This window comes from Streptomyces sp. NPDC007205 (assembly GCF_040634095.1).
Taxonomy (GTDB): Bacteria; Actinomycetota; Actinomycetes; order Streptomycetales; family Streptomycetaceae; genus Streptomyces.
The window spans coordinates 21,996-37,847 of record NZ_JBEYEW010000021.1 but is presented as its reverse complement, the minus strand read 5'-3'; the positions used below and the strand labels follow the sequence as shown (position 1 = coordinate 37,847).

General features: G+C 72.0%; 15 protein-coding genes. 1 reads left to right on the top strand and 14 read right to left on the bottom strand.

Annotated features, from left to right (window positions below; translation table 11 throughout):
• Positions 1–40 precede the first annotated feature (40 nt).
• From ABZ624_RS28760 to ABZ624_RS28740, 5 genes are read right to left on the bottom strand one after another with little or no spacing between them, the layout of a single operon-like run.
• Positions 41–1,537, bottom strand: coding sequence for an HAD-IA family hydrolase (locus tag ABZ624_RS28760; RefSeq protein ID WP_360095017.1), 1,497 nt, complete (start codon positions 1,535–1,537; stop codon positions 41–43).
• Positions 1,538–1,550: 13 nt separating this feature from the next.
• Complete coding sequence (locus tag ABZ624_RS28755) at positions 1,551–2,630, bottom strand: ABC transporter ATP-binding protein (RefSeq protein WP_360095014.1); 1,080 nt, start codon at positions 2,628–2,630, stop codon at positions 1,551–1,553.
• Complete coding sequence (locus ABZ624_RS28750) at positions 2,627–3,445, bottom strand: ABC transporter permease subunit (protein WP_360095011.1); 819 nt, start codon at positions 3,443–3,445, stop codon at positions 2,627–2,629. Before ABZ624_RS28750 ends, ABZ624_RS28755 begins: the two co-directional genes overlap by 4 nt.
• Positions 3,430–4,329 carry an ABC transporter permease subunit gene (locus tag ABZ624_RS28745; RefSeq protein ID WP_360095008.1) on the bottom strand — a complete coding sequence of 300 codons (900 nt, stop codon included), beginning with the start codon at positions 4,327–4,329 and terminating at the stop codon, positions 3,430–3,432. Before ABZ624_RS28745 ends, ABZ624_RS28750 begins: the two co-directional genes overlap by 16 nt.
• Positions 4,326–5,483, bottom strand: coding sequence for an extracellular solute-binding protein (locus tag ABZ624_RS28740; RefSeq protein ID WP_360095005.1), 1,158 nt, complete (start codon positions 5,481–5,483; stop codon positions 4,326–4,328). Before ABZ624_RS28740 ends, ABZ624_RS28745 begins: the two co-directional genes overlap by 4 nt.
• Positions 5,484–5,690: 207 nt before the next feature.
• Between ABZ624_RS28740 and ABZ624_RS28735 the strand changes: the two genes are divergently transcribed.
• Entirely contained in the window at positions 5,691–6,431 is a 741-nt protein-coding gene (locus ABZ624_RS28735) for a GntR family transcriptional regulator (protein WP_360095002.1), read from the top strand.
• 44 nt (positions 6,432–6,475) lie between these two features.
• Here ABZ624_RS28735 and ABZ624_RS28730 read toward each other — a convergent pair whose 3' ends face one another.
• The 9 genes from ABZ624_RS28730 to fmt form a co-directional block, all read right to left on the bottom strand.
• Entirely contained in the window at positions 6,476–6,928 is a 453-nt protein-coding gene (locus ABZ624_RS28730; protein ID WP_360094999.1) for an Lrp/AsnC family transcriptional regulator, read from the bottom strand.
• Positions 6,929–6,955: 27 nt separating this feature from the next.
• Complete coding sequence (locus tag ABZ624_RS28725; RefSeq protein ID WP_360094996.1) at positions 6,956–8,443, bottom strand: amino acid permease; 1,488 nt, start codon at positions 8,441–8,443, stop codon at positions 6,956–6,958.
• Positions 8,444–8,776: 333 nt separating this feature from the next.
• Positions 8,777–10,219 carry a GuaB1 family IMP dehydrogenase-related protein gene (locus ABZ624_RS28720; RefSeq protein ID WP_360094993.1) on the bottom strand — a complete coding sequence of 481 codons (1,443 nt, stop codon included), beginning with the start codon at positions 10,217–10,219 and terminating at the stop codon, positions 8,777–8,779.
• A gap of 132 nt (positions 10,220–10,351) precedes the next feature.
• The gene (locus ABZ624_RS28715) at positions 10,352–10,690 is read right to left on the bottom strand and encodes a barstar family protein (RefSeq protein WP_360094990.1); all 339 of its coding nucleotides are present in this window, start codon (positions 10,688–10,690) and stop codon (positions 10,352–10,354) included.
• Complete coding sequence (locus tag ABZ624_RS28710; RefSeq protein ID WP_360094987.1) at positions 10,687–11,133, bottom strand: ribonuclease; 447 nt, start codon at positions 11,131–11,133, stop codon at positions 10,687–10,689. Before ABZ624_RS28710 ends, ABZ624_RS28715 begins: the two co-directional genes overlap by 4 nt.
• Positions 11,134–11,381: 248 nt before the next feature.
• On the bottom strand, positions 11,382–12,425 hold the full coding sequence (locus ABZ624_RS28705) for a sugar-binding domain-containing protein (RefSeq protein ID WP_360094984.1): 1,044 nt from the start codon (positions 12,423–12,425) through the stop codon (positions 11,382–11,384).
• Between the two features lie 90 nt (positions 12,426–12,515).
• Positions 12,516–13,202 (bottom strand): ribulose-phosphate 3-epimerase, encoded by a 687-nt coding sequence (rpe, locus tag ABZ624_RS28700; protein WP_360094982.1) that lies wholly within the window; start codon positions 13,200–13,202, stop codon positions 12,516–12,518.
• A 184-nt stretch (positions 13,203–13,386) separates the two neighbouring features.
• The gene (locus tag ABZ624_RS28695) at positions 13,387–14,796 is read right to left on the bottom strand and encodes a transcription antitermination factor NusB (protein WP_360094979.1); all 1,410 of its coding nucleotides are present in this window, start codon (positions 14,794–14,796) and stop codon (positions 13,387–13,389) included.
• Positions 14,797–14,877: 81 nt separating this feature from the next.
• Positions 14,878–15,810 (bottom strand): methionyl-tRNA formyltransferase, encoded by a 933-nt coding sequence (fmt, locus tag ABZ624_RS28690; RefSeq protein ID WP_360094976.1) that lies wholly within the window; start codon positions 15,808–15,810, stop codon positions 14,878–14,880.
• Between the last annotated feature and the right edge of the window lie 42 nt (positions 15,811–15,852).

Sequence of the window (15,852 nt, the reverse complement as noted above, 5' to 3'; positions counted from 1 at the left end):
TTACCAGTCAGTAGAAAGTTCGGCACAACCTACGGGACGATCACCCTGGTCCGCAATGGTGACCTGCGGTAACCCCGGGCCGGATCCGGGTCACGGCGAAGGTGGTCACCACCGCCGCGTGGTCGGACGGCCAGTCGTTGTCCGCGACGTCCGGCCAGGGCCGCGGACTGCCGGTGACGAGGGTCCGCGCGTCCCGCACGGTCAGGCCCCGGTGCAGGACGTAGTCGATCCGGTCCTGCGGCTCGGGCCGCCCGCTGCCGTCCTCGTGCACCGGGTGGATCGGCGACCAGGTGTGGCCGGGCTCGGCGACCGGGTCCGGGTGGACCTCGCGGTAGGAGTCGGCGAAGCCCGCGTCCTCGGCGGCCTTCGTCACCGGCCAGGCGACGTCCGGCCAGTCCAGGTGCGAGGGGCAGTTGAAGTCACCGACGAGGGCGACCGGGACGCCCTGCCCGGAGGACTCGGCGATGCGGCCCAGCGCGTCCCGTATCTGCGCGAGCCGCAGCTCCTCGTGGGCGATCAGTTCCGCCGCCGGCAGCCCGTCGAAGACGGACTCGTAGGGGCCGTACGGGGTGTAGTGGAGATGCGCGGTCCACACGTCGACCTCGCGGCCGGGGGCGAGGGCGATCCGGACGCCCGCGGCGCCGTAGAAGCCGACGTCCGGGTCGCCGAAGCGGGCGGTGACCGGGTGTCGGCTGATGACGCCGAGGTTCTCGCCGGCCCGGTGGTGGTACCAGCCGAGCGCCTCGGCCAGCTCCTGGGCGGCGGTTCCGCCCGTCTCCTGCAGTCCGACGACGTCGGCCCCGCTGTCCAGGATGACCTTGAGCTGCTTGGCGCGGTGGTCGTCGACCCTGCTGCCGCCCAGCCACAGATTCCAGCTCATGACCCGCAGTTCGGGCGCGGCCATGGCCCGCAGCTCCTCGACCGTGACCCCGGCGAGGCTCTCCCGCACGGTCCGGCCGGGCGCGGCACCGATCGGCGCGAGGGACGGCACGGCGAGCACCGCGCACCCGGCGGCCTCCGCCGACGCCACGCCGGTCCCGGTGTCCTCGACGGCCACACAGCCGGCGGGGTCGACGCCGAGAGCACGGCAGGCGGCGAGGTAGGGGTCGGGGGCGGGTTTGGTGCGGGCGGTGTCGTCGGCGGTGACGGAGACCGCGAACCGCTCGGCGCCGAGGGCGTCGAGGACGACGTCGGCGACCGCGCGCGGGGACGCGGTGACCAGGGCGGCGGGAACGCCGGCGGTGGCCAGCGCGTCCAGCAGGTCGAGGGCGCCGGGCCGGGGCACGATCCCGGTGCGGACGCGGGCGGCGAACTCGCGGTGCAGGTCGGCGGCGAGGCCGGCGGCCTGCCCGCCGGTGGCCGCGGCGAGCCAGGCGGCGGTGTGCTCGACCGGGCGGCCGAGCACGTCCGGCTGGTCGGCCTCGCTCAGCGGGCGTCCGGCGACCTGCTCGACCGCCTCCCACCAGAGCCGCTCGGTGTCGACGAGCGTGCCGTCCATGTCGAACAGAACCGCCTGGAGGGCGGTGTGGGGGGTCATGCGGAGTGGTTCCTCACTTCTGGGTACGTTCGGCCACGAGCACCGGCCGCTCCGGCAGTGACACGCCGACGGGGGTTCCGGCGCCGAGCCCGGTGGCCTCGTGCGCGGGCAGGTCGGCCTTGGCCTCGGTGCCGTCGGCGAGCCGTACGGTGACCCGGACGACCGCGCCGAGGAAGGCGGTGGCGACGACCCGGGCGCCGCCCTGCTCGTCCGGGCGCACCTGTACGGCCTCGGGCCGCACCAGCACGTCCACCGCACCGTCCGGCACCTCGCCGTCGGCCGGCAGCCGCTGCCCGAGCACCTCGACCGTGCCGTCCTTGAGCTCGCCCGGGATCCGGCTCATGGTGCCGACGAACTCGGCGACGAAGGCGGTGGCGGGGCGGCCGTACAGCTCGGCGGGCTCGGCGCACTGTTCGAGCCGCCCGGCGCGCATCACGGCGACCCGGTCGGCGACCGAGAGGGCCTCCTCCTGGTCGTGGGTGACGAAGAGCGTGGTGATGCCGAGTTCCTGCTGGAGCCGGCGGATCTCCTCGCGCAGGGTGAGCCGCACCTTGGCGTCCAGGGCGGACAGCGGTTCGTCGAGCAGGAGCACGCGCGGGCGCAGGGCCAGCGCGCGGGCCAGCGCGATGCGCTGCTGCTGGCCGCCGGAGAGCTGGTGCGGGTAGCGCTCGCCCTTGTCGGCGAGGCCGACCAGCTCCAGCAACTCGGCGGCGCGGGCACGCCGTTCGGCCGTACGGACGCCGCGCATGCGCAGCCCGAACGCGACGTTGTCGACGGCGTTCAGATGCGGGAAGAGGCTGTACGACTGGAAGACCATGCCGGCGTCGCGGCGGTGGGCCGGGACGTGGGTGACGTCCTGGCCGTCCACCAGTACGGCGCCGGAGTCGGGCTGTTCGAACCCGGCGAGCATGCGCAGCGCCGTGGTCTTGCCGCAGCCGGACGGGCCGAGGAGGGCGAGGAACTCCCCCGGGCGGACGGTCAGGTCGAGCCCGTCGAGGGCGACGGTGGCCCCGAACTCGCGCCGCAGTCCCCGGAATTCGACGGTTGCGGCCTGTGTGCGGGTCTCGGTGAGGGTGGCGGTCATGTGTGTCATCCCCGGGAGGAAGCGGTTCGGTCGCGGCCGCCGGCACCGGCGAGCGCGAGGAGCAGGGCCCATGTGACGAGCAGGCTCAGCACGGACACGGCGACGGACATCTGGGCCTGCGAGCCGCCGACGTCGTAGATCCACACGGCGAAGGGCCGGTAGCCGAGCAGGCTGGCGACGGTGAACTCGCCGAGCACCAGGGCGAGGGTGAGGAAGGCCGCGTTCAGCAGCGCTCCGCGCAGATTGGGCAGGACGGCCCGGACGAGGGCCTGGGGCCAGGAGGCGCCGCAGCTGCGGGCGGCCTCGACGAGGGTCCGTACGTCGACGGCGCGCAGGCCGGCGTCCAGGGCGCGGTAGACGAACGGCAGGGCCATCACGACGTACGCGAGGACCAGCACGACCGGGAAGCTGTCGTTCTGGATCACCACGAAGGTCTCGAACAGCGGGGTCCGGGACAAATACTCGGGGCCCCACTTCAGCACGGTGGCGATCCCGGCGACGAACGCGATGGGCGGCACGACCAGCGGCAGTGAGCACACCACCTCCACCACCGGACGCAGCCGGGGGGCGCCGAGCCGCAGGGCGACCACGGCGGGGACCATCAGCAGCAGGACGACCGCGATGGTGGCCACGGCCAGCTCCAGCGAGAGCAGCAGACTGGAGACAAAGCCGTCGGTGGAGAGGATCTTGGTGTAGGCGTCGAAGGTGACGCCCTGACCGGGCACGTCCACCGTGAAGATCACGGAGGCGGCGAGCGGCACCAGGAAGTACAGGGCGGCCAGGCCGAGGACGACCCACCGCCACGGGGTCAGGCGTCGAGCCATCGGGCGCTCCGGCGTTGCAGGGGCAGGTACACGGCCATCACCAGGCCCGCGACCAGGACCATGTCGAGGCTGAGGGCGAGGGCGACGTTCTCCTGGCCGACCAGGACGTTGCCGGACAGGGCGTCGGCGATCTGCAGGGTGACCAGCGGGACCGCGCTGCCGACCATGGCGGCGGCGGTGGCGTAGGCGGCGAAGGCGCTGCCGAAGAGCAGGACGAGACCGCCGAGCAGCGAGGGCGCGAGCACGGGCAGGGCCACGTGCCGCCAGTACTGCACGCCGGTGGCGCCGTTGTTCAGGGCGGCCTCCCGCCACTGGGCACGCAGGCCGTCCAGTGCGGGGGTGATGGTGAGGACCATGAGCGGGATGAGGAAGTACAGATAGACGAGGACCAGGCCCCAGAAGCTGTAGAGGTCCCAGCCGCTGTCCTTCAGGCCCAGGTGCACGGTGAGCACGCCCGCGTTGCCGAGGGTGGCGACGAAGGCGAAGGCCAGCGGGACGCCGCCGAAGTTGGCGAGCACGCCGGAGGCGGTCAGCACGGCCTCGCGCAGCCAGCGCGAGCGGGAGCTGACCACGGCCTGGGCGAGCGGCAGCCCGAGCAGGGCGCCGAGCGCGGCGGAGACCGCGGACAGTTTGACGCTGCCCAGCAGGGCGGTGAGGTACGGGCCCTGCAGCGAGGCCGTCAGGTTGGCGCCGGTGTAGGAGGTGGCGCCCGTGGTGGCGTCCTTGACCGTGAAGGCGCCGTTCAGGACGGCGACGGCCGGCAGGCCGAAGGCGACGGCCGTGAACACCAGCAGTGGCAGCACGGCGAGCCAGCCGGGGGCGCGGCGCCGCCGCTTCGCCGAAGCGGCGGGCGCCACGTCCGCGCGGGGGAGGGCGGCGGTCATCCGGAGACGGCCTTCCCCCAGCCCTGGGCGATGACCGTCTTCGCCTTGCTCTGCTGGGTCTCGGTCGGGAAGGACGGCGTGCCGGTGACCTTCGGGAGCTTGGCGGCGGCGGTCTTGTCGAGCGTCCCGGCCTTCTCCATGGCGGCCATCAGGGCCGGGCGGGCGTAGCCCTTGAGCCACAGGTTCTGGCCCTCGGTGCTGTACAGGTACTCCTGCCACAGGCGGGCGGCGGCCGGGTGCGGGGCGTCCTTGTTGATGGCCTGGGAGTAGTACTGGGCGTACTGGCCGTCGCTCGGGATGACGACCTTCCAGTCGAGGCCCTTGGACTTGAACTCGTCGGCGTACCCGGCGTTCAGGTAGTCCCAGTCGATGGAGATGGGCGTCTCGCCCTTCTCCACGGTGGCCGGGGTGGACTCGACCGGCGTGTAGTTGCCGTTCTTCTTCAGCTTGGCGAAGAAGTCCAGGCCGGGCTGGATGCGGTCGAAGGAGCCGCCGTTCGCGAGGGCCGCCGCGTAGACGCCGCCGAAGGCCGAACCGGACTTGGTGGGGTTGCCGTTGAGGGCGACCTGGCCCTTGTACTGGGGCTTGAGCAGGTCCTTGAAGCCGGTCGGGCACTGCTTGACGCGCTTGGCGTCGCAGCCGATGGAGACATAGCCGCCGTAGTCGTTGTACCAGCGGGCCTGCGGGTCCTTCTGGGCCTCGGGGATGCCGGCGAAGGAGGCGACCTTGTAGGGCGCGAGCAGGCCCTGCTGTGCGGCGCTCAGCGCGAACGAGCTGCCCAGGTCGAGGACGTCGGGCGCGCGGTCCTGGCCCTTCCTGGAGGTGACGGCGTTGATCTCGTCCTGGCTGGTGCCGTCCGGGCTCTCGTCATCGATCTTGATGCCGTACTTCTTCTGGAAGCCGTCGATGAGGGCGCCGTAGTTCGCCCAGTCGCGGGGCACCGCGATGATGTGCAGCGTTCCCTCCTTCTTGGCCGCCTCGACCAGGGCGTCCATGCCGCCGAAGTCGGCGGCGGAGGTGGCGGTGGCGGCGCTCCTGCCGCCCTTGGTGGTGGTCGACGCGTTGTCGGGGGCGGCGCCGCAGGCGCTCAGCGCGAGGGCGACGACGGCGGTGCAGCCGCCGAGCACGACGTTTCTCGGCAGGGACACGGTCACGGTCTCTCCAGGGGACGCAGGAGGAGGGGGAGGGAGAACTTGTCTGAACAAGTTGCGTCACAGTACGCCCGCTCACGATGTCCTGTCCGTAAACGGGAACGAAACTCTGGGCCCTGCCTGGCTGCACAATCCAGACCGCTGCAGATCACGCTCAGGTCTCGATTAGGCTGGTCACGCTGTGCACAGCGACCTGAGCAGAGGGGAAGCATGACGGCGCGACACGAGGAGATCGCCGACGAGCTGCGGCGGGCGATCGACCGCGAGCAGTACACGGTCGGCAGCCGCCTGCCCTCGGAGTCGGAACTCGCGACGCACTACGGCGTCTCACGCGGCACGGTCCGCCAGGCCGTCGCGACCCTGACCGCCGAGGGCCTGATCGGCTCCCGTCAGGGCGCCCGGCGCGTGGTGCTCGCCAGCCGCCGCAGCCAGAGCTTCGAGGAGCTGCGCAGCTTCGCCCAGTGGGCCCGCGCGATGGGCCGCGAGGCCACGGGCCATGTGGTGGCCCAGGAGTACCGCCCGGCCACCTCCGAGGACGCGGTACGTCTCCAACTGGCCGCGGGGACACCGCTGTTGCACGTACTCCGGGTACGCGGCCTGGACGGCGAGCCGGTGCTGGTGGAGCGCACGGTGTACGCCGACTGGATCTCCCCGGCGGTCGAGCCGATCGAGCCGGACTGCCCGTCGGTGACACAACGGCTCTACGAAGACACGGGCCTGGTCTTCGCGTACGGCGAGCACGTCATCGACGCGGTTGCCTGCGGCGCGCAGGACGCCGAATTGCTCGGGGTCCGCCGCACGAGCCCGCTTCTCCGGGTCCGCCGGGTGACGACGACCCGTGAGGGCCGCCCGGTGGAATGGTCGGACGACCGGTACCGTTCGGACGCGGTGAGCTTCAGCGTCCGGAACTCGATGGACAACAACGCGCTGGCGCGGAAGACCGCGGAATAGGACTCGGGGCGCGTTCGCAACGCGCCCCGAGCCGGAAGCCGCCCCTAGCCCGGCGCCCCGGAAGAAAAGCGCCGCAACAACGGCGACAGCACCAGCACCGACCTGGTCCGCTCGACGAACGGCTCCCCGGCGATACGCTCCAGCACCCGCTCGAAGTGACGCATGTCGGAGGCGAAGACCTGGGCGATCGCGTCCGCGTCGCCGGTGACGGTCGACGCGGCCACCACCTCCTGATAGCGCTCCAGGCCCCGCTGGATGGTGTCCGGCGAGGTGTTGCGCCGGCAGTAGATCTCGATGTAGCCCTCGGTCTCCCAGCCGAGCGCCGCCGGGTCCACCCGGACGGTGAATCCGGTGATCGCTCCGGTGGCGCGCAGCCGGTCCACGCGCCGCTTCACGGCGGGCGCGGAGAGGCCGACCATCTGCCCGATGTCCGCGTAGGAGCGGCGGGCGTCCTCGGCGAGGGCGTGCACGATGCGTTCGTCGAGATCGTTCAGCACAGGGGGTGGTTCACTTCTTCGGTCCGGTCACTTCTCTGCCGTCACCGCGAGGTCCTCACCGGTCGCGAGACGGGAACGGCGGTAGCCGTATACGAAGTAGAACACGAGCCCGACGGCCATCCAGACACCGAACACGATCCAGGTGACGGTCGACAGGCTGCCCATCATCCAGACGCAGAAGGCGAGGCCCAGCGCGGGCAGCACCGGCGACAACGGGACGCGGAAGGTGCGTTTCATGTTCGGGCGGGTCCGGCGCAGCACCACCACGGCGATGTTGACCAGAGCGAAGGCGAACAGCGTGCCGATGCTGGTGGCGTCCGCCAGCTGGCCCAGCGGGATCGCGGCGGCGAGGACACCGCAGAACACCGAGACGATGACCGTGTTGGCGCGCGGGGCGCCGGTCTTCGGGTGCACCTTGGCGAAGATCTTGGGCACCAGACCGTCGCGGGACATGGCGAACAGGATGCGGGTCTGGCCGTAGAGCACGGTCAGGACGACGCTCGCGATGGCGATGACGGCGCAGAAGGCGAGCAGGGTGCCCCAGAAGCTCTGCCCGGTGACGTCCTTCATGATCTGGGCGAGCGCGGCCTCGGAGTCGTTGAACTTCCGCCACGGCTTGGCGCCGACGGCGACGGCCGCGACCAGCACGTACAGGGCGGTCACGATGACCAGCGACAGCATGATCGCGCGGGGCAGGTCGCGCTGGGCGTTCTTGGCCTCCTCACCGGCGGTGGAGGCGGCGTCGAAGCCGATGTACGAGAAGAACAGCGTGGCGGCGGCCCCGCTGACGCCCGCCATGCCGAGCGGCATGAAGTTCGCGTAGTTGCCGGACCTGAAGCCCATGAAGCCGATCGCGCAGAACAGGACCAGCGCGGCGATCTTCACACACACCATGACGGTGTTGGCCCGCGCGGACTCCTTGGCGCCGCCGAGCAGGAAGGCCATCGCGAGGAGCACGACGATCAGAGCCGGCAGGTTGAAGATGCCGCCGTCGCCGGGCGGCGCCGACAGGGCCGTCGGGATGGTCACGCCTATGGTGCCGTCCAGCAGCTCGTTGAGGTACTCACCCCAGCCGACGGCCACGGCGGCGACCGAGACGCCGTACTCCAGCAGCAGACACCAGCCGCAGACCCAGGCGATCAGTTCGCCCATGGTTGCGTATGCGTACGAGTACGAGGAGCCGGAGACCGGGATCGTGCCCGCCAGCTCGGCATACGACAGGGCCGAGAACAGCGCGGTGAGACCGGCGATCACGAAGGACAGGGTGACAGCCGGGCCGGCCTTCGGGACGGCCTCGCCGAGGACGACGAAGATGCCGGTGCCGAGGGTGGCACCGATGCTGATCATGGTCAGCTGCCAGAGGCCGAGGGAGCGCCGAAGCGATCCTCCCTCACCGTGGCCGCCCTCCGCGACCAGGCGTTCCACGGGCTTGCGCCGCATGAGGCGCGCGGCGACGCCCAGGGACGCGGGGGCGGTCGCTCTGCGGTCGTGCGGGGGTGCGCCTTGGTCGAGCACGCGCTGGCTCCTTAATCCTGCGGTCATTGCGGGCGGGGACCGGTGGCAGCCCTGCGAGGGCGGAAGCCCACCGAGCGGGGTCCCCGCCACACCACGTACAGACGAGCACCCTATGAGGCGGGCCTTCACGGGCGTAATGCAGCAACCTTGCGCGTCCCCGGATGATCATTGCGTTCATCGGACCGGAATGACAAATCGTTGCGCGCAGGCTGCCGACCGTTGCACAGCAATCTCACGGCCGCCTTCGCCCGACCGCCCGGCTCACGCATACGCCGACGGCCCCCGTCCTTCCCGGTGGGGGGAAGGACGGGGGCCGTGCGGGACGCGGAAGGGTCAGCTCCAGCTGGCGTGCAGCGGCTTGCCCTCGGCGTAGCCGGCCGCGCTCTGGATGCCGACTATGGCCTTCTCGGCGAACTCCTCCAGGGAGGCGGCACCGGCGTAGGTGCAGGAGGAGCGGACGCCCGCGATGATCGAGTCGATCAGGTCCTCGACGCCCGGGCGGGCCGGGTCGAGGAACATGCGGGAGGTGGAGATGCCCTCCTCGAACAGCGCCTTGCGGGCGCGGTCGTACGCGGACTCGTCGGAGGTGCGGTTGGCCACGGCGCGCGCGGAGGCCATGCCGAACGACTCCTTGTACGCACGGCCGTTGGCGTCGTGCTGGAGGTCGCCCGGCGACTCGTACGTGCCCGCGAACCACGAACCGACCATCACGTTGGACGCGCCGGCCGCGAGCGCCATGGCCACGTCGCGCGGGTGACGGACACCGCCGTCGGCCCACACGTGCTTGCCGTACTTCTTCGCCTCGGCGGCACACTCCAGGACGGCGGAGAACTGCGGCCGGCCCACGCCGGTCATCATGCGGGTGGTGCACATGGCGCCCGGACCCACACCGACCTTGATGATGTCCGCACCGGCGTCGATCAGGTCCTTGACGCCCTCGGCGGAGACGATGTTGCCCGCGGCGATCGGCACCTGCGGGTCGAGGGCGCGCACCAGCTTGATGGCGCCGATCATCGACTCCTGGTGGCCGTGCGCGGTGTCGATGACGAGCGTGTCCACGCCCGCGTCGAGCAGCTGCTTGGCCTTGCCCGCCACATCACCGTTGATGCCGACGGCGGCGGCGATGCGCAGCTTGCCCTTGGCGTCCACGGCCGGGGTGTACAGCGTGGCCCGCAGGGCGCCCTTGCGGGTCAGGATGCCGGCCAGCTTGCCGTCCTTGTCGACGGCCGGGGCGTAGCGGCGGTTGTGGTGGTCGAGGGTGTTGAAGGCCTCGCGAGGGTCGATGTCCGCGTCGAGCAGCAGCAGGTCCTTGGACATGACCACTTCGAGCTGGGTGAAGCGGTCGACGCCGGTCAGGTCCCGGTCGGTGACGACCCCGACGGGCCGCTGGTTCTCGTCCACGACCACGCCGGCGTTGTGCGCCCGCTTGGGCAGCAGGGCCAGGGCGTCGGCGACGGTCTGGTGCGGGGCCAGCACGATCGGCGTGTCGAGCACCAGGTGGCGGCTCTTCACCCAGGAGACGACGTCGGTGACAACCTCGATCGGGATGTCCTGCGGGATGACCACCAGGCCGCCGCGGCGGGCCATCGTCTCGGCCATGCGGCGGCCGGCGATGGCGGTCATGTTGGCGACGACGAGCGGGATGGTGGTGCCCGTGCCGTCCGGCGAGCTGAGGTCCACGCCCTGACGCGAGCCCACCGCGGAGCGGCTCGGCACCATGAACACGTCGTCGTACGTCAGGTCGTACGCGGGCTGGATGTCATTGAGGAAACGCACGTGCTGCACATCCCAGTCGATCAGAGGTGACCCCCGGACGGGTGCGCCAGGGGGAAAGAGCACGTACTTCATTCTCCCATGCCAGGACCGCGGTCACGCCCCCACGGAACCTCCAGGGTGGGCGCCGATCACCTAGGAGGATCCTCCAAGGGCCAGTACGACCGCGAGCGCGGGGGTCCGGTCCACCGCCTCGGCGAACACGTCCTGGGCCGTCCGCCACTCGCCCGGATTCGCCTCGGCGTACGGCTGCCAGCCTCGTACGACGATCAGGAGCCCCTGTTCGACCGCTGCCTCGGGCCATACGGTGTGGTCGGAGAGGGAGTCGACCAGCGCGTCCCAGTTGCGGCCGAACCAGTCGGGCAGCGTCAGGGCCCGGGCGGCGCGCTCCATGAGTCCGGCCTTGTCGGTGACTCCGCCGAGGTCCAGGGTGACGACGAGCCGCCCTGTCAGGTCTGTGGGGTCTTCGCTCATCTCAGCACCGCCCGGAACGAGTTGTAGTGATCATCGGTGTAGTAGATCTCCCCGCCCTGCCCGGTCACGATGCGCCGGGCCCCGCGATCGCGCGAGCCGGGCGTCCTGACCGTGTACTCGTGGTAGTAGCCGCGCTGGTGCTGCGGCAGACGGCCCTCGAAGTTCCCGAAGACGACACCGTCCTTGGCGTAGGGGAAGGGGCCGCCCTTGTCGATCAGGGCGAGCGTCCTGCGGGCCTCCGCGGGCAGCTCGGATGCCCTGACCGTGGCCGTCCCGTGCGCCCACGCCGGGACGGACACGCCGGTACCGGCACCCGGGCCGGACGGGGCCCCGGACGAGCATCCGGCGAGCAGGACGGCAAGGACGAACGCCAGCAGAGCCACGCACGCGCGGGGCAGTGCCGGGGAGCGTCTGGGCGTGTGGGAGACCAACCGCGGGAGCATGCCGACGATGCTGCCACGCCCGGCTCGCCACGGCTGTCACTGGGGCCGTGGTGGGCGCTGGGGGCGCTGGAGGCGCCCCCTCCGGGGGGAGGGCACCCCGGCCCGCACCCACGCCCGTCACCGCGACGGCTGACACCGCCACGGCCCGGCGACAACCGCTTCGGCCGACTCGCCCGGACAGTCACCGCCCGCCCCGAGCCGTCCTCGCGGCCGGCCGCGAGACTCGCCCACGACCGGCTGTGGTCCGGTCACGCCCCGTCGGGGTCCGCACGGCTGAGTGCGGGCTTCGGGGCCGGGCCGGCCATCAGCAGATAGTCCGCGGCGGAGGTGTCCGTGACCAGGCTGGTGACCAGCCCGGACCGCAGTACCGCGTCGATCGCGGCCGCTTTGCGCTGCCCACCGGCGATCGCCACGACCTCCGGGATACGGCGCAGCTGGTCGGCCTTGACCGTGATGCACCGCTCCCCCAGGTCCCGCCCGATCCGGCGCCCCTCGGCGTCGAAGAGGTGCGCGGCCATCTCGGCGGCGACCCCGAGCGAGGCGTAGTGTGCCCGCTCCTCGTCGCTGAGCATGTCGTGCACCGTCGAGATGCCCGGCTCCCAGGAGCCGATGGAGACGCAGGCGACCGTGACCTTGTCGAAGTACTCGTAGGCCCGGGCGATCCCGGTCTGGTTGCGCAGCGCCGCCGCGGTGGCCGCGTCCGGCAGCAGCATCGGTGCGTAGATGGGGTGGGCGTCGCCGCCGGACACCTGGGCGGCGCGCCGCACGGCCTCGACCGAGCCGCGCTCCGAGGTCCCGGCGTCGTACACGCCCGTCAGCTGCACGACCGTGCACGGCGGCAGCCGGTCGAGCGCCGCCGCCATGTGGATGGTGGACCGGCCCCAGGCCAGACCGAGCACGTCCCCCTCGTTGACGAGCTCGCCGAGCAGGTCGGCGGCGACCTCCCCGAGGTTCTCGGGGTCGGGGGTCTCCTCGGCCTCGGCCGGGGACTCGACCACGACGGCGTGCCTCAGGCCGTAGCGGGCGCGGAGCGCGTCGGAGCGCTCGGCGTCCAGCTCGGCCGGGACGCGGATCTCGATGCGTACGAGATCCCGTTCGAGGGCCGTCTCCAGGACCCGGGCCACCTTGAAGCGGCTGACGCCGAACTCCTCCGCGATCTGGATCTTGGACTTGCCCTCGAGGTAGAAGCGGCGGGCCATGGCCGCCGCCTGCACCAGCTCAGCGGGTCCCATCCGCATGGCTGACCGGCCCGCCGACATACCCGACACGGCGATCTCCTCACTGCTGTTCACACTCTGGATTCGCCGTTCATCCTTGCAGATTCGGCGCGGCTCATCCGCCCTGAAGGGCGGCGTTCACTTAACCGTTCATGTATCTGTGGCTCAGTGGTCGCATGCCCAGGACGCCTTGGCGGTGGCCGCCTCCGCCTGCGTGCGCAGGGCACGGACCGCCTCCGCCGGGTCCTGCGCCCCGTACACGGCCGAGCCTGCCACGAACACGTCCGCCCCCGCGTCCGCGCACTGCTCGATCGTCGAGGCCGAGACACCGCCGTCCACCTGGAGCCACAGCTGCAGGCCGTGCTTGCTGATCAGCTCACGGGTGCGGCGGATCTTCGGCAGCATGATGTCCAGGAAGGCCTGGCCGCCGAAGCCGGGCTCGACCGTCATGATCAGCAGCATGTCGAGTTCCGGCAGCAGGTCCTCGAACGGCTCGATCGGCGTCGCGGGCTTGAGCGCCATGGAGGCGCGGGCACCCTTGGCGCGGATCTCCCGGGCGAGCCGCACGGGCGCGGCGGCCGCCTCCACGTGGAAGGTCACGGAGGAGGCACCCGCCTCGACGTACTGGGGCGCCCAGCGGTCGGGGTCCTCGATCATCAGGTGGCAGTCCAGCGGGGTGTCCGTCGCCCGCGCCAGGGACTCCACGACCGGCACCCCGAGCGTGAGGTTGGGGACGAAGTGGTTGTCCATGACGTCGACATGGAGCCAGTCGGCGCCTTGGACCGCCTTGGCCTCCTCCGCGAGGCGGGCGAAGTCGGCGGACAGGATGCTGGGGTTGATCTGCGCGGCCATGCCCCTAGCCTGCCATGTCGCTGCGCCGGGCTGTAACGGCAGTCCATTTCGGTTGTGGTTTGTCCGCGGGGCGGTGGGGGTTGGCCGGTGGGGGTTGGCCGGTGGGGTTGCTCGCGCCCACGCGGCGGAGCCGCGTATTGATACGGCCCCGCGCCCCTTCCGCGGCGCTGTCCCCCAGCGGCGTTCAGGCGGTTCTGCGGATCAACGCCAGGTACATCGCGTCCGTGCCGTGCAGGTGGGGCCAGAGCTGTACGTCCGGGCCGTCGCCGAGCGCCGGGACGCCCGGCATCAACGGGCGGGCGTCGATCAGTTCCGCCTCCGGGTGCTTCTTGAGGACGTCGGAGACGACCGCGCGGGTCTCGCCGAGATGAGGCGAGCAGGTGGCGTAGCCGACGATCCCGCCGACGCGTACCGAGTCGAGCGCGGTGCGCAGCAGGGCGCGCTGGAGCGGTGCGAAGTTGTCCAGGTCCTCCGGGCGCCGCCGCCAGCGGGCCTCGGGGCGCCGGCGCAGCGCGCCGAGCCCGGTGCACGGGACGTCCATGAGCACGCGGTCGAAGGTGCCGGGCCGCCACGGCGGCCGGGTGCCGTCGGCGGTGATGACCTGGTACGGCCCCGGGTTGCCGGCCAGCGCCTTGGCCACCAGACCGGCCCGGTGCGGCTGCTTCTCGGAGGCGAGCAGCGTGGCGCCCCGCTCGGCGGCGAGCGCGGCCAGCAGCGCGGCCTTGCCGCCGGGTCCGGCGCACCCGTCCAGCCACATGCTGTCGGAGCCCTCCAGGGGCGCGTTGGCGAGCGCGAGGGCGACCAGCTGGCTGCCCTCGTCCTGCACTCCGGCCCGTCCCTCACGCACGGCCTGCACCGCGCCCGGTTCCCCGCCCTCGGCGAGCCGCACGGCGTACGGCGACCAGCGCCCCGGTACGGCGGACTCCTCGCGCAGCAGCTCCTCGGTGCCGGCCCGCCCCGGCCGCGCGACCAGGGTCACCTCGGGCCGCTCGTTGTCGGCCTCCAGCAGGTCCTCGATGGCCGCGCGGCCACCGCCGAGCGAGTCCCAGAGCGCGGAGACGACCCAGCGGGGATGCGAGTGCACGACGGCCAGGTGGTCCTCGGGATCCTCGTCGTAGGGCGGCGCGACCTTCTCCAGCCAGCCGTCGAGGTCGTCCTGAGCCACCTTCCTCAGCACGGCGTTGACGAACTTGGCGCGCCCGTCGCCGAGCACCACCCGCGCCAGCTCCACGGAGGCGGACACGGCGGCGTGCGTCGGGATACGGGTGCCGAGCAGCTGGTGCGCACCGAGGCTGAGCACGTCGAGCACCGGCGGGTCGACCTCGCGCAACGGCCGGTCGACACAGGCGGCGATCACCGCGTCGTACGTCCCCTGCCGGCGCAGCGTGCCGTACACCAGCTCGGTGGCGAGAGCGGCGTCCCGCGCGTCGAAATCGCCCTTGTCGCGGGCCTTCCTGAGCAGTGGGGGCAGCACGAGGTTGGCGTACGCGTCCCGCTCGTCGACCGCGCGCAGCGCCTCGAAGGCCAGGATGCGGACGGGGTCCTTCTGGGGACGGCGGTAGGGCTTGCGGGGCCGCTGGGACTGCTCGCTCACGTAAAAGGTGCTCCGGATGTGAAGAAGAGGGGTGCGGTGTCCAGCGTACGTCGGCACACCGTCACCCCCTCCGCCCGGGGCTCAGCCGCCGAGGGTCTCGCTCTCGGCGATGCGCACACCGCGGGCCCAGTCGGCGGCGCGCATCGGCTTCTTGCCCTGCGCCTGCACCCACAGCAGCTCGACGGCGTACGAACCGGTGCCCACGTGCAGGCTGTTCTTGCCGACCGCCATCCGCCCCGGCGCGAGGTCCGTACGCTCGGGCACGGGCGTGACCTGGATGAGCTTGAGCCGCTCGCCGCGGAAGGTGGTCCACGCGCCGGGCGCCGGGGTGCAGCCGCGCACGACCCGGTCGACGCGCAGCGCGGGCGCGGACCAGTCGACCTGGGCGTCCTCGACGGTGATCTTCGGCGCGACGGTGATGCCCTCGGCCGGCTGCGGTACGGCCTTCAGGGCACCGTCCTCGATGCCGTCCATGGTCGCGGCGAGCAGCCCGGCACCGGCGAAGGCGAGCCGGGTCAGCAGGTCGCCGCTGGTGTCCGTGGGCCTGATCTCCTCGGTGACGGTGCCGTACACCGGCCCCGAGTCGAGACCCTCCTCGATGAGGAAGGTGGAGGCGCCGGTGATCTCGTCGCCCGCCATGATGGAGTGCTGCACCGGTGCCGCCCCGCGCCAGGCGGGCAGCAGCGAGAAGTGCAGGTTGACCCAGCCGTGCGCAGGGATGTCGAGGGCGGCCTTGGGCAGCAGGGCGCCATAGGCGACGACCGGGCAGCAGTCCGGGGCGATCTCCTTCAGCCGCTCCAGGAACTCCGGGTCCCGCGGCTTGAGGGGCTTCAGCACCTCGATCCCGGCCTCCTCCGCGCGCTCGGCCACGGGCGACGCGACCAGCCTGCGCCCGCGCCCGGCCGGCGCGTCGGGCCGCGTGACGACGGCGGCCACCTCGTGCCGCCGGGAGGCGATCAGGGCGTCCAGAGCGGGAACGGCGACCTCGGGGGTACCGGCGAAGACGAGCTTCATGGGCGGGATCGGGCCTCTCGGGCGGGGGTTGGACGGGCAGCG

Coding starts and splice junctions, on each gene's coding strand:
- ABZ624_RS28760 (WP_360095017.1), bottom strand. CDS start 1,537: ATGACCCCCCACACCGCCCTCCAGGCGGTTCTGTTCGACATGGACGGC.
- ABZ624_RS28755 (WP_360095014.1), bottom strand. CDS start 2,630: ATGACACACATGACCGCCACCCTCACCGAGACCCGCACACAGGCCGCA.
- ABZ624_RS28750 (WP_360095011.1), bottom strand. CDS start 3,445: ATGGCTCGACGCCTGACCCCGTGGCGGTGGGTCGTCCTCGGCCTGGCC.
- ABZ624_RS28745 (WP_360095008.1), bottom strand. CDS start 4,329: ATGACCGCCGCCCTCCCCCGCGCGGACGTGGCGCCCGCCGCTTCGGCG.
- ABZ624_RS28735 (WP_360095002.1), top strand. CDS start 5,691: ATGACGGCGCGACACGAGGAGATCGCCGACGAGCTGCGGCGGGCGATC.
- ABZ624_RS28715 (WP_360094990.1), bottom strand. CDS start 10,690: ATGAGCGAAGACCCCACAGACCTGACAGGGCGGCTCGTCGTCACCCTG.
- ABZ624_RS28710 (WP_360094987.1), bottom strand. CDS start 11,133: ATGCTCCCGCGGTTGGTCTCCCACACGCCCAGACGCTCCCCGGCACTG.
- rpe (WP_360094982.1), bottom strand. CDS start 13,202: ATGGCCGCGCAGATCAACCCCAGCATCCTGTCCGCCGACTTCGCCCGC.
- fmt (WP_360094976.1), bottom strand. CDS start 15,810: ATGAAGCTCGTCTTCGCCGGTACCCCCGAGGTCGCCGTTCCCGCTCTG.